The 26,996-nt window shown below is 39.2% G+C and carries 22 protein-coding genes; 9 read left to right on the top strand and 13 right to left on the bottom strand.

Features of this window, described 5'->3' with window-relative positions:
* The first annotated feature begins 12 nt into the window (after positions 1-12).
* From M1F17_RS14060 to M1F17_RS14050, 3 genes are all read left to right on the top strand, one after another.
* Entirely contained in the window at positions 13-1,356 is a 1,344-nt protein-coding gene (locus tag M1F17_RS14060; protein ID WP_094960674.1) for a replication-associated recombination protein A, read from the top strand.
* 108 nt (positions 1,357-1,464) lie between these two features.
* Positions 1,465-2,757: a serine--tRNA ligase gene (gene serS, locus M1F17_RS14055; RefSeq protein ID WP_318837033.1), complete on the top strand. Its 1,293-nt coding sequence runs from the start codon at positions 1,465-1,467 to the stop codon at positions 2,755-2,757.
* A 183-nt stretch (positions 2,758-2,940) separates the two neighbouring features.
* The gene (locus M1F17_RS14050) at positions 2,941-3,669 is read left to right on the top strand and encodes a sulfite exporter TauE/SafE family protein (RefSeq protein WP_094960675.1); all 729 of its coding nucleotides are present in this window, start codon (positions 2,941-2,943) and stop codon (positions 3,667-3,669) included.
* Here M1F17_RS14050 and M1F17_RS14045 read toward each other — a convergent pair.
* The 3 genes from M1F17_RS14045 to M1F17_RS14035 all read right to left on the bottom strand — a co-directional run bounded on the left by M1F17_RS14045 (position 3,655) and on the right by M1F17_RS14035 (position 6,328).
* Positions 3,655-4,389, bottom strand: coding sequence for a LysR substrate-binding domain-containing protein (locus M1F17_RS14045; RefSeq protein WP_311135854.1), 735 nt, complete (start codon positions 4,387-4,389; stop codon positions 3,655-3,657). The two genes, M1F17_RS14050 and M1F17_RS14045, sit on opposite strands and share 15 nt — an antisense overlap.
* 317 nt (positions 4,390-4,706) lie before the next feature.
* Positions 4,707-5,513 carry a BPSS1780 family membrane protein gene (locus tag M1F17_RS14040; protein WP_004256309.1) on the bottom strand — a complete coding sequence of 269 codons (807 nt, stop codon included), beginning with the start codon at positions 5,511-5,513 and terminating at the stop codon, positions 4,707-4,709.
* Positions 5,514-5,860: 347 nt separating this feature from the next.
* Positions 5,861-6,328 (bottom strand): Lrp/AsnC family transcriptional regulator, encoded by a 468-nt coding sequence (locus tag M1F17_RS14035; RefSeq protein ID WP_004256307.1) that lies wholly within the window; start codon positions 6,326-6,328, stop codon positions 5,861-5,863.
* Positions 6,329-6,477: 149 nt separating this feature from the next.
* Here M1F17_RS14035 and M1F17_RS14030 point away from each other — a divergent pair, with 149 nt between their 5' ends.
* Positions 6,478-6,900, top strand: a complete 423-nt coding sequence (locus tag M1F17_RS14030; protein WP_318837032.1) for a DUF2000 domain-containing protein — start codon at positions 6,478-6,480, stop codon at positions 6,898-6,900.
* Between the two features lie 47 nt (positions 6,901-6,947).
* Here M1F17_RS14030 and pflA read toward each other — a convergent pair whose 3' ends face one another.
* The 4 genes from pflA to M1F17_RS14010 form a co-directional block, all read right to left on the bottom strand.
* Positions 6,948-7,745, bottom strand: a complete 798-nt coding sequence (pflA, locus tag M1F17_RS14025) for a pyruvate formate lyase 1-activating protein (RefSeq protein ID WP_004256303.1) — start codon at positions 7,743-7,745, stop codon at positions 6,948-6,950.
* A gap of 281 nt (positions 7,746-8,026) precedes the next feature.
* The gene (gene pflB, locus M1F17_RS14020; protein ID WP_004256301.1) at positions 8,027-10,309 is read right to left on the bottom strand and encodes a formate C-acetyltransferase; all 2,283 of its coding nucleotides are present in this window, start codon (positions 10,307-10,309) and stop codon (positions 8,027-8,029) included.
* Between the two features lie 70 nt (positions 10,310-10,379).
* Positions 10,380-11,237, bottom strand: coding sequence for a formate transporter FocA (focA, locus tag M1F17_RS14015; RefSeq protein ID WP_004256299.1), 858 nt, complete (start codon positions 11,235-11,237; stop codon positions 10,380-10,382).
* A 462-nt stretch (positions 11,238-11,699) separates the two neighbouring features.
* Positions 11,700-12,473: an IclR family transcriptional regulator gene (locus tag M1F17_RS14010; protein WP_094960677.1), complete on the bottom strand. Its 774-nt coding sequence runs from the start codon at positions 12,471-12,473 to the stop codon at positions 11,700-11,702.
* A 345-nt stretch (positions 12,474-12,818) separates the two neighbouring features.
* Between M1F17_RS14010 and M1F17_RS14005 the strand changes: the two genes are divergently transcribed.
* From M1F17_RS14005 to M1F17_RS13995, 3 genes are read left to right on the top strand one after another with little or no spacing between them, the layout of a single operon-like run.
* Positions 12,819-13,712, top strand: coding sequence for a dihydrodipicolinate synthase family protein (locus M1F17_RS14005; protein WP_318837031.1), 894 nt, complete (start codon positions 12,819-12,821; stop codon positions 13,710-13,712).
* Positions 13,713-13,763: 51 nt separating this feature from the next.
* Positions 13,764-15,077, top strand: coding sequence for an MFS transporter (locus tag M1F17_RS14000; RefSeq protein ID WP_181489550.1), 1,314 nt, complete (start codon positions 13,764-13,766; stop codon positions 15,075-15,077).
* Positions 15,078-15,101: 24 nt separating this feature from the next.
* Entirely contained in the window at positions 15,102-16,697 is a 1,596-nt protein-coding gene (locus M1F17_RS13995; RefSeq protein WP_181489551.1) for a UxaA family hydrolase, read from the top strand.
* 67 nt (positions 16,698-16,764) lie between these two features.
* Here the strand turns inward: M1F17_RS13995 and ycaO are convergent, their stop codons facing one another.
* Positions 16,765-18,519, bottom strand: coding sequence for a 30S ribosomal protein S12 methylthiotransferase accessory factor YcaO (gene ycaO, locus M1F17_RS13990; RefSeq protein ID WP_164455839.1), 1,755 nt, complete (start codon positions 18,517-18,519; stop codon positions 16,765-16,767).
* Positions 18,520-18,713: 194 nt separating this feature from the next.
* On the opposite strand from ycaO, the gene ansB reads away from it, so the two are divergent.
* Both ansB and chiP read left to right on the top strand, forming a co-directional pair.
* Complete coding sequence (ansB, locus tag M1F17_RS13985) at positions 18,714-19,757, top strand: L-asparaginase 2 (RefSeq protein ID WP_318837030.1); 1,044 nt, start codon at positions 18,714-18,716, stop codon at positions 19,755-19,757.
* 537 nt (positions 19,758-20,294) lie between these two features.
* Positions 20,295-21,692, top strand: coding sequence for a chitoporin ChiP (gene chiP, locus M1F17_RS13980; RefSeq protein WP_164455837.1), 1,398 nt, complete (start codon positions 20,295-20,297; stop codon positions 21,690-21,692).
* A gap of 175 nt (positions 21,693-21,867) precedes the next feature.
* Here the strand turns inward: chiP and M1F17_RS13975 are convergent, their stop codons facing one another.
* The 5 genes from M1F17_RS13975 to M1F17_RS13955 all read right to left on the bottom strand — a co-directional run bounded on the left by M1F17_RS13975 (position 21,868) and on the right by M1F17_RS13955 (position 26,994).
* Positions 21,868-22,401, bottom strand: a complete 534-nt coding sequence (locus tag M1F17_RS13975; protein WP_226616972.1) for a bactofilin family protein — start codon at positions 22,399-22,401, stop codon at positions 21,868-21,870.
* Between the two features lie 636 nt (positions 22,402-23,037).
* Entirely contained in the window at positions 23,038-23,487 is a 450-nt protein-coding gene (gene fur / locus M1F17_RS13970; RefSeq protein ID WP_004256285.1) for a ferric iron uptake transcriptional regulator, read from the bottom strand.
* 262 nt (positions 23,488-23,749) lie between these two features.
* Positions 23,750-24,277 carry a flavodoxin FldA gene (gene fldA, locus M1F17_RS13965; protein ID WP_112308215.1) on the bottom strand — a complete coding sequence of 176 codons (528 nt, stop codon included), beginning with the start codon at positions 24,275-24,277 and terminating at the stop codon, positions 23,750-23,752.
* Between the two features lie 154 nt (positions 24,278-24,431).
* Complete coding sequence (gene ybfE, locus M1F17_RS13960) at positions 24,432-24,725, bottom strand: LexA regulated protein (RefSeq protein WP_004256256.1); 294 nt, start codon at positions 24,723-24,725, stop codon at positions 24,432-24,434.
* A gap of 169 nt (positions 24,726-24,894) precedes the next feature.
* Positions 24,895-26,994 carry a type I secretion system permease/ATPase gene (locus M1F17_RS13955; protein WP_094960682.1) on the bottom strand — a complete coding sequence of 700 codons (2,100 nt, stop codon included), beginning with the start codon at positions 26,992-26,994 and terminating at the stop codon, positions 24,895-24,897.
* Positions 26,995-26,996 lie beyond the last annotated feature (2 nt).

The following is a 26,996-nucleotide window of genomic DNA, read 5'->3' as shown; positions in this document are numbered from 1 at the left end:
AAAGAGGATATAGTGGGTAACCTGTCTCTTGATTTTTCGCAGAATGAATTTCAACCTTTAGCAGCAAGAATGCGGCCTGAAACCCTTGAACAGTATATTGGCCAAAAGCATTTATTGGCTGAGGGGAAACCGTTGCCACGTGCGATTAAAGCGGGTCATCTGCACTCCATGATTTTATGGGGGCCCCCTGGAACAGGTAAAACAACCCTTGCCGAAATTATTGGTAATTATGCACAAGCCGATATTGAACGTATTTCAGCAGTTACTTCTGGTATTAAGGAAATTCGAGAATCCATCGAAAAAGCCCGGCAAAATCGCAGCGCGGGGCGGAGAACCATTTTATTTGTCGATGAGGTTCATCGTTTTAATAAAAGCCAGCAAGATGCATTTTTACCTCATATAGAAGATGGCACGATTACATTTATTGGTGCAACAACTGAAAACCCATCATTTGAATTAAATTCCGCATTGTTATCACGTGCTAGGGTGTATTTGCTTAAATCCCTTGAAGAAAATGATATTGAACAGGTCTTGTTACAAGCACTGGCAGATTCATCTCGTGGCCTTGGTGGGCAAAATATTGTTCTGCCTGATAACACGCGCAAAATGGTCGCTCAGTTGGTTAATGGGGATGCAAGGCGTTCATTAAATCTGCTGGAAATGATGGCAGATATGGCAGAGGCTGATAGCCAAGGGCAGCGTATTTTAACCGCTGATCTGTTAAAAGAAGTTAGCGGTGAACGTACTGCACGGTTTGATAACAAAGGCGACCGTTATTACGACTTAATCTCTGCTCTGCATAAGTCGATTAGAGGCTCAGCACCAGATGCCGCACTGTATTGGTTTGCAAGGATTATTACTGCGGGTGGTGACCCTCTGTATGTTGCCCGTCGGCTACTTGCAATTGCATCAGAAGATGTGGGGAATGCGGATCCTCGTGCGATGCAAGTCGCCATTTCAGCTTGGGATTGCTTCACGCGAGTGGGGCCAGCCGAAGGCGAGCGTGCAATTGCCCAAGCTATTGTTTATTTAGCTTGTGCGCCGAAAAGTAACGCGGTTTATACCGCCTATAAAGCAGCGATTAAAGATGCACAAATGCAACCAGACTACGATGTGCCAGAACATCTTCGAAATGCCCCAACTAAACTATTAAAAGAAATGGGTGCAGGGAAAGAATATCGTTATGCACATGATGAACCTAACGCATATGCTGCGGGAGAAAATTATTTTCCTGAACCTATGCAAACAACACGTTATTACTACCCTACGAAACGGGGCCAAGAAAGCAAGTTTGCTGAAAAATTAGACTGGTTAGCCCAACAGGATCAAATTAGCACCACAAAACGCTATCGCTAAACTAGGCAATGCGGTAAGGTTATATAGCGAAATACTTTACTTTATTTGTTGTGCTGGAATGCACCTCAAAAAGTATCATTAATTACTAACAATAATCACAGGATAAGCATGCTCGATCCCAATTTACTGCGTACGGAGCTAGACGCGGTTGCTGAAAAACTGGCTCGCAGGGGTTTTACCCTTGATGTGGAAAAGCTGCGTGAATTAGAAGAACGCCGCAAAGTTTTACAAGTTGAAACTGAAACCCTGCAAGCAGACCGTAATTCGCGATCGAAAACTATTGGTGCGGCGAAGGCACGTGGTGAAGATATCGAACCATTACGTCTGGAAGTTAACCAATTAGGCGAAAAATTGGATTCTGCAAAAGCAGAGCTAGATAAGCTGCAACAAGAAATCCGTGATATTGCCTTGAGTATCCCGAACATCCCTGATGACCAAGTACCTGATGGTAAAGATGATTCTGACAACGTTGAAGTTGCTCGTTGGGGTGAACCTCGCCAGTATGACTTCGAAGTTAAAGACCATGTTAGCCTTGGTGAGTTATCTGGTGGCTTAGACTTCCCTGCTGCGGTAAAACTGACAGGAGCACGTTTTGTTGTCATGAAAGGGCAAATTGCTCGCATGCATCGTGCCTTGGCTCAATTTATGCTTGACTTACATACTGAACAACATGGTTACCAAGAGTTGTATGTTCCATATTTAGTCAACCATGACACACTGTACGGAACTGGCCAATTACCAAAGTTTGGTGAAGATTTGTTCCATACTAAACCACTGGAAGAAGAAGCAGACAGCAGTACTTATGCGTTGATCCCAACCGCAGAAGTTCCAGTGACTAACTTGGTTCGTGATGAAATTTTAGATGAAGACTCACTTCCTCTGAAAATGACAGCACATACGCCTTGTTTCCGTTCTGAAGCAGGGTCTTATGGCCGTGATACACGCGGTTTGATCCGTATGCATCAGTTCGACAAAGTTGAGTTAGTACAAATCGTTCATCCAGAAAAATCCATGGATGCATTGGAAGAGCTGACTGGTCATGCAGAAAAAGTATTACAATTACTGAACTTGCCTTATCGTAAAGTGATTTTGTGCACCGGTGATATTGGTTTTGGTTCACGTAAAACCTATGACTTAGAAGTGTGGTTACCAGCGCAAAATACTTATCGTGAAATTTCATCTTGTTCAAACATGTGGGACTTCCAAGCGCGTCGTATGCAAGCGCGTTTCCGCGGTAAGAGTGATAAGAAAACACAACTTGTTCATACCCTGAATGGTTCTGGTTTAGCTGTTGGTCGTACATTGGTGGCGATTTTAGAAAACTACCAATTAGCTGATGGCCGTATTGAAGTTCCAGAAGTATTGTGCCCATATATGAAAGGGCTAGAGTTCATCGGTTAATTTCCGTTACTCTTTCAAACATAAAGCGCGACTGACGACAGTCGCGTTTTTTTGTGTAAATTTAAAGTGTTCTGGAAAAAGCATCCTCAGGTTAAACCTGATCCCCCCTCAATATTTTCCAAATAGCAGCATTCAATGCATGACATTAATCTACGGTAAAGTAAATTTATCGGAGTGATATTGATGGGTGTAATTATTGGTGTTTTCTTATTAGCAGGTATTGTAAAAGGGGTGATCGGGCTAGGCCTACCAACAATCGCGATGGGGTTATTAAGCACATCAATGGAGCCTGCTGCAGCTGCGAGCTTATTAATTATTCCGTCGTTAATTACTAATATATGGCAATTATTGATTGGCCCACAATTTATGGCACTAATCAAACGGCTCAGTGGTTTTATTATTGGGGTCATGCTTGGCACATTATTCAGTTTTTTACCTTCTTTAACCTCGGCATCTCGTTGGACACTACCTGCACTGGGTATCGTGCTTATTATCTATGGAATTTGGGGCTTAATTGCTAAAAAAACGCCATCTTTCGAGAAACATGAAACATGGCTTTCGCCAACAGTGGGTTATATTACAGGTGTAATTACAGCAGCTACAGGAGTATTTGTTATTCCAGCAGTTCCTTATTTGCAAACCTTAAAATTAAATAAAGATGAGCTTATTCAGGCTCTAGGGTTAGCATTTACCGCATCAACAGTTGCATTAGCCATCAAGTTATCCATTGACCATCAACAATATGATATTAATTGGAGTTTATCTGCCTTTGCCTTAATACCTGCTATTGGTGGAATGTATCTTGGTCAATATTTACGCAAGATTATTAGCGAGAAATTATTCCGTCGTTGCTTTTTTATTGGGTTAATCGGATTAGGGATTTACATGACGGCAAAATTAGCTTTCAGATGACCAGTTAATTAAAAAATGAATAAACTCGTTGGTATAATCAGGTAATTGGCTGAAATCTCGTGCGCAGATAACTAATTTTCGGCATGCCCAATCTTCGGTCAATTGCAGTATTTTACTAGTAGAAAATTGACTACGCTGTGCCGCTTGTTTGGGAATAATAGCAATGCCAATTCCATCGTTAACCCCTTGCATTACCGCATCTAGTGTTGGCATGCGTATCCGGTAGTTGAGCCGTTTGCCTTGTTGTTTAGCGTTATTATCAATATGTTTTTGTAATGGGTTATCTTCCATTAAACCAATAAATTCAGCATCAATAATATCAGAAAATAGAACGCTTTTTTGGCTTACCCAAAGGCTATCTTTATGGGCAAAAACGACTAATTCATCTGAGCTGAATGGACGAATATCCAGACCAGTGAGGTCAGTAGAATCTGCGATAATACCAATATCTGCAATTTTATTTTTGATGGCAGTGACGATATTAGCACTTGGCATTTCTTTCACGGATACAGACATAGTGGGTTGTTGTCGTAAATAAGCGCTAACACGGGCGGGTAAAAATTCCATTTGAGCTGAAGTATTACAAAGAATATTAATATGCCCACGCAGGTGTCGACTATATTTTCGCAGTTCATCTTGCATTAATTCAATTTGCTGCAAAATTGTTTTCGCATGCTCAATAAATGCATGACCTGCATTCGATAATGAAACCCCTTTCACTGAACGAATAAATATATCGATGTTTAATTCATTTTCTAACCCACGTATTCGTTCACTTGCAGATTGCAGATTGCAGTGTAAGATAAGTTAGTTTCGCTCCTTGGGTGATGCTTCCTGCATTGGCGACATTAACACACAGTTTTAAATCAGTGGTATCGAAATACATGGAAAACAACTCCAAATTATGAAAAGAAGAGGGAAATTATCATTTAAAGGAATATATGTGAATTTTTTCGGGATAGCAAAAAGGAAAGCAATTGCTTTCCTTTTTTTAGATTTAATGATTTAACAAAGTCGTCAAATCATTAGATTTTGGTTTATTTTACTTGTGAGAAAAACAGGCTGCGATAACTGCTGTAATAGCAAACATACATAATTGGCATAGAAACTAATAAACCTAAACCTAATGGGATAACTGAAATTATCATTAAGATTGATAAAACGATAAAGAACAGGATACCTGGTAGGAGGTTTTTCTTAACAGCTTGTAAGCTTGCTGAGATTGCAGCGCCAACAGTGAAATCATGGTTCATCACTAATGCAGGAGCAAACCAAGTTAAGGCTGTACCCACTAATGCTGCAATGGCCATTATGATGATTGCAAAGAAGAATGTACCTGAAGACGCAAGGATAGCCGCGTCAGATGGCGAACCGTATTGGTTGCTTTCCATCAGTAAACCGAACATTGCAGAACCACCGATAATAAATGCGATGATCATTCCTACTAAGTTAGCAGCAAAGTTGATGGCTCCAACGGCAAATAGGGTACCAAATTTATTTTGGAAGCCTGCAAATAATAAGCCGATTTCTGCTTGGCCTGTTTTACGTTGATTTTCACTGATAGCAATAATACCACCGATAAAAATAGGTGTAATAAAAGTAATCAGTAAGTTCAAGAATGGGATCATTGAAATGATAAAGATCACCGCAAACAGAACGATGTTAATTAGGATCCACATTCCCAGTTTTTCTTTAACGAGAGACCATGATTGGCTGATCCAGTTAACACCTTCACCTGCATCTACTGCGCGAGGTTCTGCGTGAAAAACGAATGTATCGGCTTGAGTTTGTGCGTTAATTGTAGGTGCAGGATTGTTATCTGCACTGAAGTTTTCATTATTCATGATAAAAAAGGAACCTGTTAGTCGTAGTGAATTAGCGATATATTATTATTAATAAGTTTTTTGAGCTTATACTCATTCTTGTAACTTATCGGCAGTAGTATGCAGATAAGTTAGCTTATTATAAAGCAGACTATTCTGGTAAGGTATTTTTGATTAAAATTTTCTTGTATAAAATATTTTCTATCGAAATAAGAAGGTTATCTATTCCTTAATGTACTGAATAAAATACGAATATTTAGTATATTTAGTGAAAAAAGCTATTTTTTTGGTTCTATCAACAAGGTTAAATCGTCAATTAAATAATCACGATTCATAATAATTAAGTAAGATTTTATTTAATTTAAAAGCTAAATAAGTGATATTGGGTAAGCATCCAACGGCTTAATTTCTTTAAGTACAAACATACTTTGCATTTCTTTGATTCCCGGTAACCGGCGAATAACCGTCATAGCAAAGTCGGCATAGGAGTCTAAATCATGGGATACAACCTGTAATAAAAAGTCAGTATCACCACCAATACTGTAGCAAGCGACGACATTTTCTAGCTCAGTCACTTCTTGTTCAAATTTTTGTGCTTCAGCCTCGCTATCACTATCAATAATGACGCGAACAAAAACCATCACACCTAAGCCAATCTTTTTACGATTGAGAATGGCGCGATATCCTTGAATAATATTTTCTTCTTCTAATTTTTTAACCCTTCGCCAACAGGGAGAGGCTGACATGCCTACTTTTTCGGCAAGCACTTGGTTAGTTATTCGAGCATCATCTTGTAGTAACTTTAGTATTTTTATTTCTGTCTTATCTATTGCCATAAATGAAAATCTCTATCTTAAAAATGCTTTAAATGGGATAAATTTACCTAAATCTTAGCGTGTAATGACTGAGTTAGAAAGCCTATTTCTTTCTTTAAATGCCATAATTATTGGGAAATTGAATACACATAAAATCATAGGGGACAGGAATGATATTTAATCCAGCTGAGCATCGTTGTGCTATCGTCGTTAATCAGGATTTATCTAACGGGTTGGCAATGAATGCCGCTAGTGTGATTGGCGTGAGTTTAGGAAATAAAGTTAACAATATAGTAGGGGAAGATTTGAACAGTGCGGATAATATCAATTACCCCGGTGTGATTTATGCGCCATTACCGATTTTAAAATCACCGGAGCAGTATATTAAAGAGATTGAAGTGGCTGCATTAAAGGTAAATGAAATATACATTATTCCTTTTAGCTTATTGGCACAATCGTGCCGGACTTATGATGAGTATCAGAAAAAATTATTAGAACACGAATATAAAAATATTCAGTTAGCTGGTATTGGGTTGGTAGGAAATAAAAAGGCGGTGACGCAGCTTATTGGCCACTTACCTTTGTTTAGATAAGAATAATGGCAGATAAAGCAGAGGCTCTATAAAGAGCCTCAAATTGGTTAGTACATTACTTTGTGACCATAACTTTCTAGAATACTTTTAACTCGTTCCATCACTTCTTTTGATGGTGGTCTAACGCCATCTAGTTTGTATTCTTCACCCATGGTTTCCCATTTGTGTTTACCGAGTTCGTGGTAGGGCAGTAATTCGATTTTTTCGATATTGCTCATATCTTTGGTAAATTCGCCCAGTAAATGTACTGAATGGTCATCATCACTCCAACCCGGCACGACAACATAGCGTACCCAAGTTTTCTGGTTGCGTTTGGCAAGGTAACGAGCAAATTCCAAAGTACGATGGTTAGAAACACCCACTAATTTTTGATGAATTTCATCATCGATTTGCTTTAAATCTAACATCACTAAGTCAGTGACATCCATCAGTTCATCAATCACTGGGTCGTAGCGGCGCACGAATCCATTGGTATCAAGGCAAGTATGAATATTTTCTTTTTTACAGGCACGGAACCAGTCACGTACAAATTCAGCTTGTAAGATAGCTTCTCCGCCTGAGGCGGTAACACCTCCGCCAGTCGCATTCATAAAGTGGCGATAGGTTACGGCTTCTTTCATTAATTCTTCAACGGTAACAATGTTGCCACCGTGGGTATCCCAAGTATCGCGGTTATGGCAATACAGGCAGCGCATTAAGCAGCCTTGGAAAAACACAATAAAACGGATCCCAGGACCATCAACGGTTCCGCATGATTCAAACGAATGAATACGGCCGAGTGTGGTTGGGGTTTCTGTCACATTAGTCGTCGCTATTGTTTTGGTTTTAGTATCATCGATAGACATAGCAGGCACTCCAAAATATCCTTCATACCGCAAACTTTAGAGCAAAAATATCGTTGCTGGTATAGATAAAAAGCCCCCGTGAGGGGGCTCAGACTGCTGACAAACATATTATATTTGGCTGCAAGTCGAATAGGTTTTGAAAATAAACTAGGAAAATCAATTTATTGATTTTCGGCTGATAACACAAAGCGGGAAAAATCACGCTTTTATCCCGCTTTGTCAACAACCTCAGACCCCGTAAAGCGGGGTCTTTAATTTACTTTATTTTAATGAGCTAATTATTACATTGTACTGGTGAAAGTACGAGTAATAACGTCTTGCTGTTGTTCTTTAGTCAGTGAGTTGAAACGTACAGCATAACCAGATACACGGATAGTCAGTTGTGGGTACTTCTCTGGGTTTTCCATTGCATCTAACAGCATTTCACGGTTCATAACGTTAACGTTCAGATGCTGGCCGCCTTCGATAGACGCTTCGTGGTGGAAGTAACCATCCATCAGACCCGCTAAGTTCGTTTTACGAACATCATCATCTTTACCTAACGCATTTGGTACGATAGAGAAAGTATAAGAAATACCATCTTTCGCGTAAGCAAATGGCAGTTTAGCAACAGAAGTCAGTGAAGCTACCGCACCTTTTTGGTCACGACCGTGCATTGGGTTTGCACCTGGTCCGAATGGTGCACCTGCACGACGGCCATCTGGTGTATTACCTGTTTTCTTACCATACACTACGTTAGAGGTGATGGTCAGGATTGACTGAGTTGGTACCGCGTTACGGTAAGTAGGCAGTTTCTGAATTTTCTTCATGAAACGTTCAACTAAGTCACACGCGATATCATCTACACGAGAGTCGTTGTTACCAAATTGTGGATATTCACCTTCGATTTCGAAGTCGATAGCGATACCGTCTTCATCACGAATTGGTTTAACTTTCGCATATTTGATTGCAGACAGTGAGTCAGCAGCAACAGATAGACCCGCAATACCACAAGCCATGGTGCGATAAACATCACGGTCATGTAACGCCATCAGTGAAGCTTCATAGCTGTATTTATCGTGCATGAAGTGGATGCAGTTCAGTGCAGTGACGTACTGAGTTGCTAACCAATCCATGAAGTGGTCCATTTGGTTCATCACAGTATCGAAATCTAAGACCTCGTCCATGATTGGTGCATGTTTAGGACCAACTTGCATTTTCAGTTTTTCATCAACACCACCGTTGATGGTATACAGCATGGTTTTCGCTAAGTTTGCGCGAGCACCGAAGAACTGCATTTGTTTACCAACAATCATTGGGCTGACGCAACATGCAATTGCGTAGTCATCGTTATTGAAGTCTGGACGCATCAGGTCATCATTTTCATACTGAACTGATGAGGTATCGATAGACACTTTAGCTGCGAATTTTTTGAAATTCATTGGCAGTTTTTCTGACCACAGGATAGTCATGTTTGGCTCAGGAGATGGGCCCATGGTATACAGTGTGTTCAGGAAACGGAATGTGCTTTTCGTTACCAGAGTACGGCCATCAAGGCCCATACCTGCTAATGATTCAGTTGCCCAGATTGGGTCACCAGAGAACAGCTCATCGTATTCAGGAGTACGTAAGAAACGTACCATACGCAGTTTCATGACTAAGTGGTCAATCAATTCTTGCGCTTGTTGTTCGGTGATTTTACCTGCTTCTAAGTCACGTTGGATATACACGTCTAAGAAGGTAGAAACACGACCAAATGACATTGCAGCACCGTTTTGTGATTTAACAGCGGCTAAGTAACCGAAGTAAGTCCACTGTACTGCTTCTTGTGCGTTTGTTGCTGGTGCAGAAATATCGTAACCGTATTTTGCAGCCATTTCTTTCATTTGACCCAATGCACGGTGCTGTTCAGCAATTTCTTCGCGCAGTTGGATAGTCATTTGTAGGTCTTCACCTTTTTCTAATCTTTCTTGCAAAGAGGTGAATTGGTTAAATTTGTCTTTCATCAGGAAATCAATACCGTACAGTGCAACACGACGGTAGTCACCGATGATACGACCACGACCATATGCATCAGGTAGACCAGTTAAGATACCTGATTTACGGCATTTTAAGATGTCTGGCGTGTAAACGTCGAAAACACCTTGGTTGTGAGTTTTACGGTATTCAGTGAAGATTTTTTTGATTTCTGGATCTAAAGTACGGTCGTAAGCTTTGCATGAGCCTTCAACCATTTTGATACCACCGAATGGGATAAGACCACGTTTCAGAGGTGCGTCAGTTTGCAAGCCAACGACTTTTTCTAATTCTTTAGTAATGTAACCTGCATCATGAGAAGTGATGGTTGAAGCGACATCAGTGTCAAAATCAACTGGCGCATGAGTGCGGTTTTCGATTTTGATCCCTTCCATGACTTTATCCCACAACGTGTCAGTTGCTGGAGTAGAGCCTGCTAAGAAAGATTCATCACCTTCATATGGAGTGTAGTTTTTCTGGATGAAGTCACGTACGTTGACGTTATTCTGCCAGTCACCTTGGTTAAAACCTTGCCATGCTAAAGCGAATTTTTCATTTAACTCGGACATGATACTTTTACCTTTTAACAATGGATCTTTTAGGGATCTTAATAAATCTTTTCGTGTGTGTCAGTGGCTATTAATGTTTTTGGCCACTACGTAAATGCATAAACCAATAAATGAGGCCGACTAAAATCGCACCGCCAATAATATTTCCGATAGTGACTGGAATTAAGTTATCTGTAATAAAGTTACCAACCGTTAGGTGTGAAAATTGGTCAGGAGACATATTTATTTGAGACCAATATTCAGCGGGGGCGAACTCTTTAATCATAATGCCTAACGGGATCATGAACATGTTTGCGATACTATGCTCAAAACCGCTCGCTACGAACATCGCGACAGGTAACACTAGAACGACCAGTTTATCAGTTAAACTACGGCCGGAGTAACTCATCCAAACCGCAAGGCAAACCATTAAGTTTGCTAAAATTCCTAATGTAACCGCTTCAATAAAGGTATGGTGTAATTTATGGCTGGTGGTTTGTAATACATTTAACCCCCATTGACCATTGGCTGCGGTGTATTGTCCTGCAAACCAAATCAGTGCAACAAAGAATAACGCACCAATTAAGTTACCAATATAGACATTAAACCAGTTACGGAACATTTGCCCCCAAGTAATTCTTCCTGTGGCTTTTGAGACGATAGTGAGTACGGTGGAGGTGAAAAGATCTGCGCCACATACAACCACTAACATCAGACCTAAGGAGAAACAAATCCCGCCAATAAGTTTAGTGAAACCATAAGGTGCTTCAGCTGCCCCGGTTGTTGCTGTGATATAGAATACAAACGCGATAGAGATAAAAATACCGGCAGTGAATGCTGACAAGTAAGTAATTGCAGGATGTTTATTTGCCTTATAAAAAGAGGCATCATCTGCGACTTGCGCCATTACAGCAGGTGGCAATAAATTAAAAGGGTTGTCAGCTTTCATACCAACACTCTCTTACAAAGTTGATTAATTATAGCACGCAATAATAGTAACAAAGGGGTGAATTGATAAATTTGATATGGATCATGAACTCTCTAGAGAGAGCGGTGAAAATGGTTAGTAAATTGTTAAATTTGAGTCTATCTTGTTGATATATAAGGTATAAATATTTTTTAAAATTTATTAAAAATTTTTATAAAGTCAGTTTTGAGCATTAAAATAAGTAAAAATATACGCGTAAATGTTAACTATTTAAGATGAATATGATCCTTTTGGCATATAATTTAACTTATGTTTGCATAATACCCTATTTAATTCAGGGGGATTCCGATATATATTCCTTAGCCAAACCGTATTTCTGCAATATTTATCTAACAATAATGTAAATAATAAAAGATTCGTATAAATAAATCTACAAATCAAAGTGATATATGTTAACTAATCAAACAGCTTTTAATGTTATGGCTAGGTATAAAACTCAATATCTTCGAGTGTATTCAATTCTTGCTCAATACGTTCACGACTTGCTAAAAGTGTTTTGATGACTTGGTTCACTTTGGATTCATCAATGCGGAAAGTTGGGATAGACACACTAATTGCAGCTATGATTTTATCCCGCTGACGCAATGCAACAGCATAGCAGGTCGTTTCTTCATTTATTTCTTTATTATCAACGGCATAATTATTTTCACGAACTGCGTTAAGCTGTAGGCGCAGTTCAGCCAAAGTTTGCACACTGTATTGGGTTAACGGGGTAAAACCTGAAGGATAAAGCTCGGAAATTTGTTGGTCACTGTAGTTAAAAATCATGGCCTTACCAAGTGCCGAGTAAATAGCAGGCAAACGAGTACCAATATTAGAGATTAATTGGACCTTTTGGGCTGATTGGACTTTATCAATGTATAGTACATCGGCACCGTCTAAAATCCCCATTTGACACACTTCATTGCATTCATCAACAATATGTACCATTTCCCGATGAACCATTTTTAGCCAATAGGATTTTTCGAAAAATGAGCGGGAAAGGAGTGAGCAGGCGATACCTAAATAATACAGCTGGCTATTGTCATCATAATTAATATATCGATGTTCAACCAACGTTTTTAAGATAGGATAAATAGTCCCCTTTAAGATTTGTGTTTTATCAGAAAGTTGTGTCAAAGAAAGCCCAGTATTTTCAGCCGATAAAACTTGCAGTATTTCTAATACCCGAATTGTCGGCATGTGCCCCGTAGACATTAAACCACCTCACTGATTAATTTTGTCGCTATTCTAGGTTTAAAATACCACTATGTAAATCATCTCAGGAATACGTTTAATCTCAAATTGGTCATACCTGTTAATGGCTCAAGTCGCAATAAAGACGTGACTCTGTTCAAAATTTAGTAATAAAAAAATCATTTTTTAGCCAGTCTAATTGCTATTTCTTTTCTTTAAATTCTTTTTAATCAAATGATTATGTGAGATTTATATATAAATTGGATGAATTTGACTCAATCCATAATTCATGATTTCTTGTTTATTGTTTTTATTTATGAATGCAGTTTGTATATATGAACAATAATAGGTAAGGAGATTACCGGTATGGAAAGTCGTTATATCACTCCAGTAGTGACCATCTTTGATGACAAAGGTCGAGTGGATATAGAACAAAACATACGTGTTTATGATTCATTGAAAGGCAAAGTCTCTGGTTTTGTCACAATGGGAAGCACGGGGGAATTTTTTGCGCTTAATATGCAGAGCTCAAAAACACTAATCGACCTATGTAGTCGTTACCCAAAGGAGGAAATGCGTGTTTATGCAGGAGCAAGCCGCCTTGATGTGCAAGAGTCGGTTGAATTGGCTAATTATGCATATGAAAAAGGAATCGATGGGGTGATGATCATTAGCCCATATTATTTTCCGCTGGATGATGAAGGTGTTTTCCGTTTTTACAGCACGATAGCAGCCAAAACATCTGCTAACATTTTCATTTATAACTTCCCTGAACGAACAGGTTATTCTGTCTCTCCAGATGTTTGCCTACGTTTAGCGGATAAATATCCCAATATCATCGGGTTGAAAGATACCATTCCTGACACGACTCATACCGCCCAAGTGATTGAAACGGTGAAAACCCGCTTACCTCATTTTGAGGTATATGCAGGTTACGATAATAACTTTGCTCATGTGGTTTTATCGGGGGGAAATGGTTGCATTGGTGGGCTTTCAAATATTGTTCCACAGTTTTTTGCATCGTGGATGCAGGCGTTTATCCAGGGTGATTTAGCATTAGTGGCAAAACACCAACAACGAGTAGACCAATTGATGGCTATATATGGTGTCAATGCACCATTTATCCCAACCTTTAAAAAAGCATTGCAGCTAAAAGGTGTGGTTTATTCAGACTATTGTACAGCGCCATTTATTGGCTTGAACAATATACAGATTGAGCAACTTCAGCAGTTATTAACCCTTGCTGATTCACCGCTCTGACCTTTCCTGAATCAAACACAATAGAACATCTTACCAACAGGGAAAAATATCATGGCGACAACGAAAGCTTATAACAATCCTGTTTTAAATTCTGCGATAGCCAAATCGTGGAAACGTTTAGTACCTCTGATGTTTATTTTGTATTTTGTTGCATTTATTGACCGTGTGAATGTCGGTTTTGCTAAAGATGCGATGCAAGTCGACATTGGTTTATCCGATTCTGCTTTTGCATTCGGCGCAGGGATTTTCTTTGCTGCTTATGCATTGTTTGGCATCCCTGCAAACCTGATTTTAAACAAAATAGGGGCGCAAAAATGGCTAAGTATTACGACAGTTATCTGGGGCGTTCTGTCTGCAATGACAGGTTTTGTCACCAATGAGACGCAATTTATTATTTTACGTTTCTTATTGGGGTTGGGGGAAGCCGGTTTTTATCCAGGTATTCTATTATTAGCTTCCATTTATTTCCCCAATAATGTACGCGGGTCTGTAATTGGAATCTTTGTTTTAGGCGTACCTTTGGCGTTGACTCTGGGCTCGCCATTATCTGGCGCGTTACTGGAATTGCATGGTTGGTTAGGTCGGCCGGGTTGGTTCTGGATGTTTGTCATTGAAGGCCTTCCCGCTGTTGTGATTGGTGTTTTTGCCTTCTTTTATTTGGATGATAGCCCTGAAAAAGCCCGTTTTTTAACCGAAGAAGAGAAAAAAGCCCTAACTGAACAATTAGCTAAAGAAAATGCAAAAACTGAAACCACATCAGTATTATCTGCACTAAAAAATATCAAAGTTTGGCACCTTGCACTGATTTACGGCACGATCCAAATTTCAGTATACGGTTTGATGTTCTTTCTGCCTTCCCAAGTTGCGTCCTTAATGGGGGAAAGCTTAGGTTTTAAACAATCCTTAGTTGCGGCAATACCTTGGGCTTGTTCTGCATTTGGAGTGTATTACATTCCTCGTTTTGCCGACCGTCATCCAACTCGTCGTATCGAAATCTCAGTTCTGTGTATGTTAGCCGCAGCATTAGGTTTGGCATTGTCAGCATTTGCGAGCCCTGTTTTTGCTATTGCGGCGTTATGTTTAAGCGCTGTTGGTTTTTTATCCGTTCAACCGGTGTTTTGGACGTTTCCACCTCAGTTATTAAGTGGTCCTGCATTAGCAGCAGGAATTGGTTTCTGTACCACCATGGGGGCATTCTGTTCATTCCTCGCACCAATCATTCGCGTGGAAGTCGATAAAATGATGAATAGCAATACCGCAGGTATCGTGACATTAGCGGTGATCACCGTCGGTTGTGCCGTTTTAATCGCATTACTTAAAAAAAACACTCATAACAACAACCTCAAAGCATTGTCATCTAACTAATGACAATTTTTAGGAAGGTGTGACATGCAAAAAATTCTCAAAATTGATGAGAGCGACAACTTAATTGTTGCTTTGAAAGACCTGCAAGCAGGCGATATCTACCACTGGGGAAGTGAAGAAGTGACCCTAGTGACCGATGTGAAAGCAAAACACAAGTTCGCCATGGAAGCGATACCCGTTGATGGTATTGTTTCGATGTATGGTACTGCAGTAGGAAAAGCCACAAAGCCAATCGCAAAAGGTGAAGTTATCACAGTCGATAATATTCGCCACTATGCAGCTCCGGTTTCTTTAGAGCAAGATGCGCCATATGAGTGGAATGCGCCAGATGTATCGGCATATCAAGGACGTACATTTAAAGGCTATATACGTGAAGATGGGCGAGTGGGAACTGCAAACTATTGGTTAATCTTTCCATTAGTATTTTGTGAAAACCGCAATGTAACAAAGCTCACTGATGCCTTAAATGAGGCATTAGGTTATACCAATAATAGTTTGAAAAACTTTGCGTTAGATTTAACCGCAGGCGAGCAAAGGGAAGGCGCAAAACCTAAATTATTCCCACATATAGAAGGTGTGCGTTGCATTACGGTCACGAGTGGTTGTGGTGGGGCGACTTCTGACAGTAAGACAATGTGTGATGTGCTTGCTGCCTATGCAGATCACCCTAATGTGATTGGTATTACGGTGTTTAGTTTGGGCTGCGAAAAAGCACAGCGCAAAATGTTTAAAGAGTCACTTGCTGCTCGAAACTCCAATTTTAATAAGCCTGCACTTTACTTCCGCCAGCAAGAATGGAATAGCGAAGAAGAAATGATGCAAACCGCTTTGAAGCAAACTTATGAGTGCATGAAGGCTGTCGAACCACAGTCCCGTGTGGATGTTCCGTTGTCTCATTTAAAACTCGGTGTGAAATGTGGCGCTTCTGACGGTTTTTCTGGTATTTCGGGTAATCCTGCGATGGGGCTAGTTTCTGATTGGTTAGTGACCTTGGGGGGCGCATCAGGTTTAGCTGAATTCCCTGAATTGTGTGGTGCAGAAGGGGACATGGTGAAACGGTGCGTGTCTTTTGAGGATAAGAAAAAATTCTTGGACTTGATGGAGCGTTATGAAAAGACAGCGAATTTCTTTAATACTACGATTGCCGATAACCCGAGCCCCGGTAATATTGCAGATGGACTAATAACAGATGCAATTAAATCGACTGGAGCGGCTAAAAAAGGCGGAACGTCGCCGATTAGTGCGGTGTGTGATTATGCGGAGCCTATGCCTGACAGCGGGTTATCATTAGTTTGCACGCCGGGTAATGATGTTGATGCGGTTACCGGCCTTGTTGCTGCGGGGTGTAATGTGGTTATTTTTTCAACAGGACTTGGAACTCCTACAGGGAACCCGATTGTGCCAGTTTTAAAAATATCGACTAATAGTGCCATTGCAGAGCGTCTGTCAGACATAATTGATTATGATTGCGGGCCAATTATTGATGGGGTTCCACTACCAACAATTAGTAAAGGGTTATTTGAACGGGTGATTGAAACGGCAAGCGGTGACTATCAGGTTCAAGCGGACCGATTAGAACAGTTTGATTTCTTATTATGGAAACGTTCATTGGATTTATAATTAATATAAACCAATAAATTGTGAAAATGTTGACGGGGCAAGTTCCCCGTCAACGATTTAATTCACATTATGCATTATCACGCTTTGCTTTTTGCAGCTTTTCATAAGAAGCCAGCAAGGCTTGGTGCGCAGGAAGTGCTTTAAGTTCTTCGTCAATAGACCACAAGCCATAGAAGCATGATTCCCCAGCGATAGCGGCTGATGCAGCATTTACTGCCTCTTGACCATACATACGTACAAAGGCGTTGTAGTATTGTGCAGGATCACGTTCTTCTTCTTGGGATAACAACAACAGGGTTTGCAAGCAACGATAATAATTTGCACGCTCAGCAGTAAATACCGAGCTATTGAAGTCTTGTGTCCATTCAACCCAAGTAAGTGCTTGCTCGAGATCACCACCAGCCAGTGCCAACATGGATTTTAGTTCGCCAATACGCAGGTTACTCCACCCATTGTCTTTACCTACAGCCAAACCAAGTAATTCACGAACACGGGTAAAATCATCTAAACCGTCATCATCTAATTGCTCGATAAGGGCAAGATAATCTTGTTTTTCCCATTGGCTATCAGGTAGGTTGATAATCGTGTCACGTAAATAAGCGCCCATCGCGTTATTGGCGATATGTAAGTCTTCTACTGGGTAAATATCAGACATACCTGGGACTAAAATACGGCAAGCGTAGACACCCAAATGGTTATAATCTGCAATATAGACTTCAGCATCTAATGTATTGAAAATACTAATAAGCGTTGCAAATTCTTCTTGAGTTGTGCCTTTAAAGCTCCAATCTGCAAAGGCATAATCGGCATCATCTTTAAATAAATCCCAGCTAATTAAACCGCTTGAATCAATAAAGTGAGTTTCAATGTTTGTGTGTTCAGCCACTTCTTCGTCATCAAAGGTCGGTGCATTAAATACATCGAGGTCTTTTAAGCCACGGCCTTGTAGCAATTCGGTGACTGTACGTTCAAGGGCAACACCAAAGTCAGGATGAGCACCAAATGAGGCAAAACAAGTCCCGTTCTGTGGATTGAACAAGACCACACAAATTACAGGGTATTGGCCGCCTAGTGATGCGTCATAACAGAAAATTGGAAAACCTTCTTTTTCTAAGGTTTCAACGGCTTCAACTACCGCAGGATAACGAGCCATGACGTCAGCAGGGATAGCCGGTAAGCTAATACTTTCAGCAATGATTTTATTTTTAACAAAGCGTTCAAAGACTTCGGAAAGGCCTTGTACACGCGCTTCGTTGGCGGTATTTCCCGCAGACATTCCGTTGGAAACATATAGGTTGCCAACGATATTCATTGGAATATATACGGTTTGATTGTCTGATTGGCGGGTAAATGGCAGGGCGCAGATACCACGTTCTTCATTGCCGGATTGTAAGTCAATTAATTGGCTGGCGGCTAAGGCGTTATCGGGGTCATAAAATTTAATCAAACGATTGTCTAATAACCCTTCAGGTAAACTATCATCTTCGGTTAGTGGAAACCATTTTTCATTAGGGTAATGAACAAAATCCCCTTCAGCGATAGATTTACCAAGGTAAAAGTCCGCAAAGAAGTAATTCGTTGATAAACGCTCAAAATACTCACCAAGCGCTGAGGCTAATGCGGCTTTTTTGCTCGCTCCTTTACCATTAGTAAAGCAAAGAGGGCACGCTTTATCGCGGATATGTACAGACCAAACGTTGGGTACAGGGTTTAACCAAGAGGCTTCTTCAATATCAAACCCTAATTTCTTTAATTTGGTTTGAAATGCATCGATGGAATCTTCAAGAGCGGCATCTTTGCCGGGAATAAAAGTTTGGCTCATTGTCAGTCACTTGTGAATAGAGTGTTTCAAACGGCCTATGATACGGATTTTTGTCGCAAGCCTCACGCTTTTTATTTATTCACAGATAAATCATCTTAAAATTCATTATTTATCCTAAAATAATTGTATAGGTCACATAAAATTCAGCATAATTCCACATAATAACTGAAGTTTATTAATGAAAGGAAAATAGGATGAAAAACAGAAATAAAGCGCTTTTGGCGACATTGGTTTCACTGTTTGCCGTATCCGCTATCGCTCAACCTAATATTACAGTATTGGCGACAGGGGGAACGATAGCAGGTGGCGGTGATTCAGCCACATCTTCCAGTTATCAAGCGGGTAAAGTAGGGATTGATGCTTTAATTAATGCAGTGCCAGAAACCAAAAAAATTGCCAATTTAAGTGGTGAGCAATTGGTGAATATTGGCTCACAAGATATGAATGACCAAGTCTGGCTGAGCCTCGCGAAAAAAATTAACCAAGATTGCGATAAAACAGATGGTTTTGTAATCACTCATGGTACTGATACTTTAGAAGAAACGGCATTTTTCCTTGATTTAACCACGCAATGTAAAAAGCCAATTGTCTTGGTTGGTGCAATGCGTCCTTCAACAGCTTTGGGCGCTGATGGTCCTTTGAACCTGTATAATGCAGTAGTTTTAGCGACGGATAAGTCTGCTGGAGAGCGCGGTGTTCTGATGGCAATGAACGATAAAGTCGTGCAAGGCCGTAATGTGATGAAAATGAGCACCACTGAAGTACAGGCATTTGATGCAGTTAATGGTGGAGCAGAAGGTTTTATTCATGATGGTAAAGTCACTTATTTCCAAGCAGCGCAACCTCGTGGTGACAAAGCGGCATTCGATGTCAGTAAACTCGAAAAGCTCCCTGCGGTAGGCATTGTTTACAATTATGCCAATGCATCAGCGGCTCCGGTGAAAGCTTTGAGAGAAGAAGGGGTTGAAGGGGTTGTAAGCGCAGGTGTGGGTAACGGTAATATGTATAAAGCGGTATTTGACGCTTTAGCAAAAGCAGCGAAAGAAGACGTGGTTGTCGTTCGTTTAAGTCGTGTACCAACAGGTTATACGACAAGAAATGCCGAAGTGGATGATAACTTATATGGTTTTGTTGCTTCAGAAAGGTTGAACCCGCAAAAAGCGCGTGTATTGCTTCAGTTAGCCTTAACTCAGACTAAAGATCCTCAGCAAATTCAGGCATTATTCGAAAAATATTAATTATCAAAACAAGTGTTAATTTAATACAGCGGGGTGCAGTAGCCTGTACCCCGTTAGCTTTATTGTTTGTTAAGAAATTTTATACTTACGTATGTTATTTTTCAGTACAACAACATTTATCCTAATTATTTGACTCAGTAATCTGAGCTTTTTTAAGGCAATTAGGTCAATGTGGTGATAGAACTTTGAGAATTCCTACAAAATAGGAAAAATTAAGGTACAAACAGTTAATTTATTGATTTTATCTTGAACCCTTTCTTATGTGTATTCTCTCTATATTTTTTATATTTATCAATTTATTACATTTTATTTTTAGCAAGGTCATCACTGGTGATAATGGCAATTAATTAAAATTAATGTGTCGTTGATCATATTTTGGCAACAAAGCCTGTATCAGTGTTGATAATTCGCGTTGCAAAAAATAGGCTAAATACATCGCAAGAGGCATAACTCATTGTGAATATTTAGATTTAAATGGAAAGTTAAATCGTATTTCGGCCGAAAAATAAAATTAAAAAATATTAGAGGAATACAAGAATGGTTAATAAAAATGTCAATACTGGCAGGAAATTGCTCGTCTTAAAAATCGCAATAGCGATGCTACCTATTGGTTACCAGCCAATCATGCATGCGGAGCAATTTTTTGAAGATTCAAAACTTACTGGTGGCCTTTACTACTGGCAACGAGATCGTTCACGTAAAGATTTAGACTCTAATAGTGATAAATATAAAAAGTATGCGGATAATCTTAAACACTCAACGTTTAATGCCAGCCTAGATTTCTCATCCGGCTATTTTCAGGACATTATTGGGCTTGATTTAGCGGGTTTTACAGCTATTGAGCTATCGAACAGTGGGCCTGCTGCACCAAATGAAATCGGTTTTAGTGACGCAAAATCACGTTGGGATGAAAAATGGACAGGGGATCGTAGTGGTGTGACTTTTTATAAAGCGGCTGCAAAATTGAAATATGGCCCTTTCTGGGGGAGAGGCGGCTATATTCAACCAACGGGGCAAACGCTATTAGCATCCCATTGGAGTTATATGCCTGGAACATACCGTGGATTAGAGGTGGGCGGGGTGTTTGATTTTGAGCAAAATGGTGAACTCAGCATGTCCTATATGTGGACCGACCGCTATAAAGCACCTTGGTACCGCAGTATGTATGATTTTCGTGAAGCGGATGGTAAAACTGGGATCAGCTATTTACAATCAATTGGTTTCAAATATGACTTTAAAAACAACTTAGTTCTTGAAGGGGCATATGGGCAAGCAAAAAGCTATATGGACCAATATTTTGCCAAGGTTTCCTATGCTGTTCCTGTTGTAGACCGTGATTTACGTATGTCTTATCAATTTTATGGGGCAAAAGACAAAGTTTCAGACGGCGGAGTTAATGATGTTTATGACGGTTTAGCTTGGTTGCAAGCGATGACATTAGGTTACACCTACGATGAATTTGATTTTAAATTAGAGGGAACCTATGTAAAAGCTAAAGGTAATCAAGGTTATTTCCTACAGCGTATGACCCCTGGTTGGGCAACATCAAATGGCCGCATGGATATTTGGTGGGATGGCCGTTCAGACTGGAATGCTAATAATGAAAAAGCCGTTATGGCTGGTGTTATGTATGATTTAAAAAATTGGGATTTAGCTGGATGGAAAGTCGGAACCTCATATATTTATGGTTGGGATGCTAAACCAAGTACGAATAGCCAATATGCTCAAGATGTACGCTTAAAAGAAAGTGCATGGAACTTTGATATTTTATATACCGTGCAGTCAGGTAGAGCAAAAGATACGCTATTTAAGCTACATTTTACCAAATATGATAATCATACAGATATTCCGAGTTATGGTGGTGGTTATGGAAATATTTTCCAAGATGAAAAAGATATTAAGTTTATGGTAATGATGCCATTTACTGTATTCTAGAGTAGAAAATATTTTAGTAACAAATGACTGCTATAGGGGAACTATGGCAGTCATTTGCCTAGATAGGAAAGAGGTTTGCTATATATTTTAATATTAATGAGATGTTTTAATAAGTGTAAATACTGATATAAAAATTGAAAATAAGGTGGGTATATTCACCTTATTTTTATGGTGACTACAAAGAAGCGTTATTTACACTTTCATTGGGTATGATAGCGTCTTGTTTTAGCTTATCTTTTAATATGGTAACTTTTTCCGATTGATGAGGAGGATTTTTAATTTGAGCATGGCCAGATAAAACCCCACCCTTTTTAATCGATAAGCTACTGTAATGGATAGTACCGTGGATTTCGCCATTATTTTCAATACAAATAGTATCAGATAAGCACTCACCTTCAATACGCCCATTAACTACCAGCTCTTTACAGGTAATATTTCCCGTGACTTGGCCGTTTAACATGACTTTAACAGTATTATCTTTTCCTGTTATATTTCCAATGACTTTTCCATAGATATGTACTTGCTCATTAGAGGTAATATTCCCTTCAAAAATAACGTCCCTAGAGATAACCGTATTCGATTTTTCTTCACTAATAGTAGGCGTTGATAGTGTAATTTGTTCTTCTATCTTTGCAGTCACTTCAGGCTCATTACTTATAGAAGGGGACGTCGATGTAGGCGTGGGCTTGTTTTGTCTTTTGGTGAACATTTTACTTACCTTTTTTTGATTGAAGTATAAGATCAAGAATAGCACTGATAATACGAACGAAAATAAGGTGATAGATAAATAGCTAAAAAACCACCCTATTAAAGTAAGAAACCAGAAGAAAAAACTTGTGTTGAGAAAAAGATATGTTTTTTTCATCAGATAATCTCTTACAAATTACTAAAATACGTAATTAGTTTAGTCAATAAATGTAATTGTGCATTTAAAGTGTATTTTAACTTTATGGCTACATTTGAATCATCAACTTTCTAAATTATAGTTAAAATAATAGAAAGGAAATAAAATAATTTTTATATAGTATGAAAAATTAGAAAACATCTATAATGTTATTTATATACCACTTTGATATATAAGTATAATTCTAGATGATAGAATATATTCATCAGTGAAATAATATAAGGGTTTTGATTTGAATTGCAACTATTATAGTTTCTAGGAAAATTTTTTATTAACTAAAAATTGTAGTGATAAATAGTTAAATTTAAGTTATTCATCATAAATTATCACTAATTGAGTGAAAAAAATATGGATATTTAAAATAAAAAACCCTGATAAAGTTTATTATCAGGGTTTTGGTATTTTTAACCATTACGTTTTATCAGCGATGGTTGAATACTATTACTCTTTTGCTTCGTGTGCGTCAGCATTATCACGGCAATCACCATCTGCGCAATGACCATATAGATATAAACTATGGTTAGATAGTTTAATGCCATGGCGAGCAGCGATATTTTTTTGGCGAGTTTCAATGGATTCGTCAGTAAACTCAATCACTTTTCCACAATCTAAACAGATTAAATGATCATGGTGATGTTGCTGAGTTAACTCGAATACAGATTTACCACCCTCGAAGTTGTGACGGGTTACGATACCTGCATCATCAAATTGGTTTAACACGCGGTATACGGTTGCTAACCCGATCTCTTCGCCCATATCGATCAGCTTTTTATAGAGATCTTCCGCACTGACGTGGTGGCACTCAGGCTCTTGAAGTACTTCCAAAATTTTTAATCTTGGAAGAGTGACTTTGAGTCCAGCATTTTTCAATGCTTTGTTGTTGTCTGTCATGCGGGTTTGTCCTGTATCTTAAATTTAACAATAATGAGACATTTTTAACATCAATACAGTTGTCTTCTAAACTGATTTACAATTATAGGCATGGAAAATAAAAATAGAAACCATGCATTGTCTCATTATTTTGATAATCTCTTGAGAACCTATCCTATTAGGATACCTTATCGGTTATTTTAGATTACGCCACTGGCTTAGGTGATTCATTTTGTACAAGACAGTGGTGCAATCTATGGGTAAGGTTTCTTTATATGATCTATTAGCCTAAAATTTCAGCTAAAGACATTTCTTCAGAGATTTGTTTTACCCATGCATCAACACGTTCATCAGTTAGCTCAGGTTGACGATCTTCATCAATAGCTAAACCAACAAAGTGGTTGTCATCTGCCATACCTTTGGATACTTCAAAGTGATAACCTTCTGTTGGCCAATGACCAACAATAACAGCACCACGAGGCTCAATAATATCGCGGATCGTACCCATAGCATCACAGAAATATTCAGCGTAGTCTTCCTGGTCTCCACAACCAAATAAGGCGACAAGTTTACCTTCGAAATCAATTTCTTCGAGAGTAGGGAAGAAATCATCCCAATCACATTGAGCTTCACCATAATACCAAGTTGGAATACCGAGAAGTAGAATATCAAAAGCTTCAATATCTTCTTTACTACATTTTGCGATATCGTGAACTTCTGCTACATCTTTGCCCAATCTTTCTTGGATCATTTTGGCAATATTTTCTGTGTTACCTGTGTCACTTCCGAAGAAAATGCCTATGACTGCCATAAAGTGATTAACCTCTTGTTTTTCTAAGAGGACTAGAGGTGAAAATTCGCCTTCTAGAGCCCATTTAGAACGAAAATAGATAGAATATTACGCCTTATTCTGGCGAAAAAATGATGCTAAGTCTGTCAAATTTGTGTGATTTATCAAGATAACGTTATTTGAGTATTGATGTGTTAACATGCTCAAGTTGTGACATCAAAATTTCTTCGATCAATTCACTACGGCTTATATTTTTATCTTCAGCTAACTGATTCAATATCACGACAGCTTCTTCGTTCAGTTTCAATTCAACTCTACGCAATCCTTTCACTTTATCTCGTTTCAGTTGGTTGCGTTTGTTGATCCTCAGTTGTTCATCCCGTGATAGCGGGCTTGTTTTAGGTCGCCCAGGCCTTCGTTCCTCAGCGAACAAATCTAGTGTAGTTCGATCCGTTTGTTCTTTTGCCATGTCTATAACTGCTAAAAGGGTGTGCCAGTAATTCAGCGCGCCATGATACCCTAGCTAATCCCCTTGTGCTATAGCTTCATCTACGATGATTTGGTTTAATCGGTTGTAAAATGAGCGCTTTTAGTAAAAAAGCACCACTTGCTATAGGTGTGATGCTTTTTTATCCGTGTTATTGCGTTTGTTGGCGCCATAAATTGGCGTATAAGCCATTTGATTTGAGCAAGTTTTCGTGTGTATCCATTTCGTGTACTTCTCCTTGGCAAATAACACATATCCTATCAGCATGCATAATCGTGTTGAGTCGGTGAGCAATACTAATGACTGTTCTTCCTTGCGTAATTAAAGGCATATTTTCCATAATGGCAGCTTCTGACTCGTAATCGAGCGCAGAAGTGGCTTCATCGAGAATTAAAATGTCTGGTTCGGTGAGTAAAGCGCGCGCAAGTGCAATTCTTTGACGTTGACCACCTGAAAGGTTCAAGCCTTTTTCTGATAAGGGATAATTAAAATTATCAGGCAATGCCATAATAAAGTCATATGCTCCAGCTAATTTTGCTGCGTGAATAACTTGTTCGTGAGTCGCTTGCGGGTGGCTTAAACGAATATTCTCTGCAATAGAACCGACGAATAAAGTGCTTTCTTGTAATACAACGCTCATTTTTCGGCGTAATGACACAGTATCTGCGACAGCTAAATCCATGCCATCAACAATAACTTGCCCATGTTGTGGTACATAAAGTCGTTGTAATAATTTCGTTAAGGTGCTTTTTCCAGAACCAGAAGGGCCAGTAATCCCAATAAATTCACCAGAATTAACCATTAATGACAAATTATTGATAACTTCAGGCGTATCAGGTTGATAACGAAAGCGGATGTTTTGAAACTCGATTTTTCCGTGAATATTTGAAGTGTTTGCAATCCCTTTACGTTCATTTTCTACAGGTTCATCAAGAATATCTCCCACCCGACGCAATGAAATGATGGTATGTTGGAAATCTTGCCAAACCTGGGCAAATCGCAATACAGGTTGTGTAACATGCGCGCTTAGCATATTAAATGCCACTAATTCGCCAGGAGAAATCCCACCGTTTAATACCTCCTTGACACCAACCCACAAAAGAATTGCGGTAGTTATTTTACTCACGAGAGTCATTAACTGAGAGGCAACTTCACTGCGCATTGATACTTTAAAGCTTTGAGTTAGCTGCTTGCTAAATATTTTTTTCCAGCGTTGATTAAAGTATTTTTCTGTTGCTGTCGTTTTTATGGTTTCAATCCCAGTAATACTTTCGGTGAGAAAAGTGAGACCATTTTCATCGGCTTGGTAAGATTTTTGAGTTTGTTGGCGAATGATTGGGCCTAAAACCATCCATAAAACAAAAAATACCCCCATAGAGCCCAATAAAATCCAAGCCATCAAACTACTATAGGAAAATAAAACCGCGACAAAAAGGATAACAAAGATAAAGTCAATGAATAGCATCAGTGTCGAGCCCGTTAAAAACTGCCTTATATGAGCTAATTCACGGATCCTTGCGATAATTTTCCCTGTTGGCCTTAGCTTAAAATAATTTAAAGGTAAGGCCATTAAATGGCGATAAATTTTCCCTGATAATTCAGCGCTTATCTGGCTACTACTATGGCTAAAAATCTTATTACGAATAAAACCATATATCGGCTCTGCAACAGCAATGGCAAAAATCGCCAATGCAATAACGTGTAAATTTGAGAGACTGCGGCCAACTAACACTTTGTCGATTAAATTTTGAAACAACAGTGGGCTAATTAAGGCGAAAAGCTGAATAATGGCAGAGAGAATAAAAATATTTCGTAATTTAACATGTTGTCGCAAAATAGAGGGAATAAACCAGCTAAAACCAAAGGCCTTTTTTTGCTCCGGTTCTAATTGCTCCTTAATGAGTACTATGTCAAATTCAGCTTGTTGATGCCCAATCGAATTATAAATAGGTTTTCGTTCATCATTAGTCGGGTTAATGAGTACCAATTCATTTTCTTGGCTAATTACTTGCCAGAAACCATCTATATAGATTAAAGCGGGCAAAGGTAGTGTTCTTAATTGCTTATATTGTGCTGCAATAAGCTCGGTTTCATACCCCAATATTTGTGCACATTCTCTAATTTCCCACTCAGTAGGGGATAAAGTTTGCATACCAATAGCATGCCTTAGTTGGTCAGATGAAACATTGTTTTGATAATATTTAGCCACCCAAACTAAGGCATCCAAGCCATGATTATTTAACTGTTCCATCG

Origin of the sequence: Providencia sp. PROV073, from assembly GCF_033688125.1 — a bacterium.
Classification (GTDB): Bacteria; Pseudomonadota; Gammaproteobacteria; order Enterobacterales; family Enterobacteriaceae; genus Providencia; species Providencia hangzhouensis.
The sequence above is the reverse complement of the archived record's forward strand: the minus strand, read 5'-3'. Positions and strand labels throughout refer to the sequence as shown.

What these genes read in the sequence shown, in the direction of transcription:
- serS (WP_318837033.1), top strand. Translation starts at nt 1,465, where the DNA reads ATGCTCGATCCCAATTTACTGCGTACGGAGCTAGACGCGGTTGCTGAA.
- M1F17_RS14050 (WP_094960675.1), top strand. Translation starts at nt 2,941, where the DNA reads ATGGGTGTAATTATTGGTGTTTTCTTATTAGCAGGTATTGTAAAAGGG.
- M1F17_RS14040 (WP_004256309.1), bottom strand. Translation starts at nt 5,513, where the DNA reads ATGAATAATGAAAACTTCAGTGCAGATAACAATCCTGCACCTACAATT.
- M1F17_RS14035 (WP_004256307.1), bottom strand. Translation starts at nt 6,328, where the DNA reads ATGGCAATAGATAAGACAGAAATAAAAATACTAAAGTTACTACAAGAT.
- M1F17_RS14030 (WP_318837032.1), top strand. Translation starts at nt 6,478, where the DNA reads ATGATATTTAATCCAGCTGAGCATCGTTGTGCTATCGTCGTTAATCAG.
- pflA (WP_004256303.1), bottom strand. Translation starts at nt 7,745, where the DNA reads ATGTCTATCGATGATACTAAAACCAAAACAATAGCGACGACTAATGTG.
- pflB (WP_004256301.1), bottom strand. Translation starts at nt 10,309, where the DNA reads ATGTCCGAGTTAAATGAAAAATTCGCTTTAGCATGGCAAGGTTTTAAC.
- focA (WP_004256299.1), bottom strand. Translation starts at nt 11,237, where the DNA reads ATGAAAGCTGACAACCCTTTTAATTTATTGCCACCTGCTGTAATGGCG.
- M1F17_RS14010 (WP_094960677.1), bottom strand. Translation starts at nt 12,473, where the DNA reads ATGTCTACGGGGCACATGCCGACAATTCGGGTATTAGAAATACTGCAA.
- M1F17_RS14005 (WP_318837031.1), top strand. Translation starts at nt 12,819, where the DNA reads ATGGAAAGTCGTTATATCACTCCAGTAGTGACCATCTTTGATGACAAA.
- M1F17_RS14000 (WP_181489550.1), top strand. Translation starts at nt 13,764, where the DNA reads ATGGCGACAACGAAAGCTTATAACAATCCTGTTTTAAATTCTGCGATA.
- M1F17_RS13995 (WP_181489551.1), top strand. Translation starts at nt 15,102, where the DNA reads ATGCAAAAAATTCTCAAAATTGATGAGAGCGACAACTTAATTGTTGCT.
- ycaO (WP_164455839.1), bottom strand. Translation starts at nt 18,519, where the DNA reads ATGAGCCAAACTTTTATTCCCGGCAAAGATGCCGCTCTTGAAGATTCC.
- ansB (WP_318837030.1), top strand. Translation starts at nt 18,714, where the DNA reads ATGAAAAACAGAAATAAAGCGCTTTTGGCGACATTGGTTTCACTGTTT.
- chiP (WP_164455837.1), top strand. Translation starts at nt 20,295, where the DNA reads ATGGTTAATAAAAATGTCAATACTGGCAGGAAATTGCTCGTCTTAAAA.
- M1F17_RS13975 (WP_226616972.1), bottom strand. Translation starts at nt 22,401, where the DNA reads ATGTTCACCAAAAGACAAAACAAGCCCACGCCTACATCGACGTCCCCT.
- fur (WP_004256285.1), bottom strand. Translation starts at nt 23,487, where the DNA reads ATGACAGACAACAACAAAGCATTGAAAAATGCTGGACTCAAAGTCACT.
- fldA (WP_112308215.1), bottom strand. Translation starts at nt 24,277, where the DNA reads ATGGCAGTCATAGGCATTTTCTTCGGAAGTGACACAGGTAACACAGAA.
- ybfE (WP_004256256.1), bottom strand. Translation starts at nt 24,725, where the DNA reads ATGGCAAAAGAACAAACGGATCGAACTACACTAGATTTGTTCGCTGAG.
- M1F17_RS13955 (WP_094960682.1), bottom strand. Translation starts at nt 26,994, where the DNA reads ATGGAACAGTTAAATAATCATGGCTTGGATGCCTTAGTTTGGGTGGCT.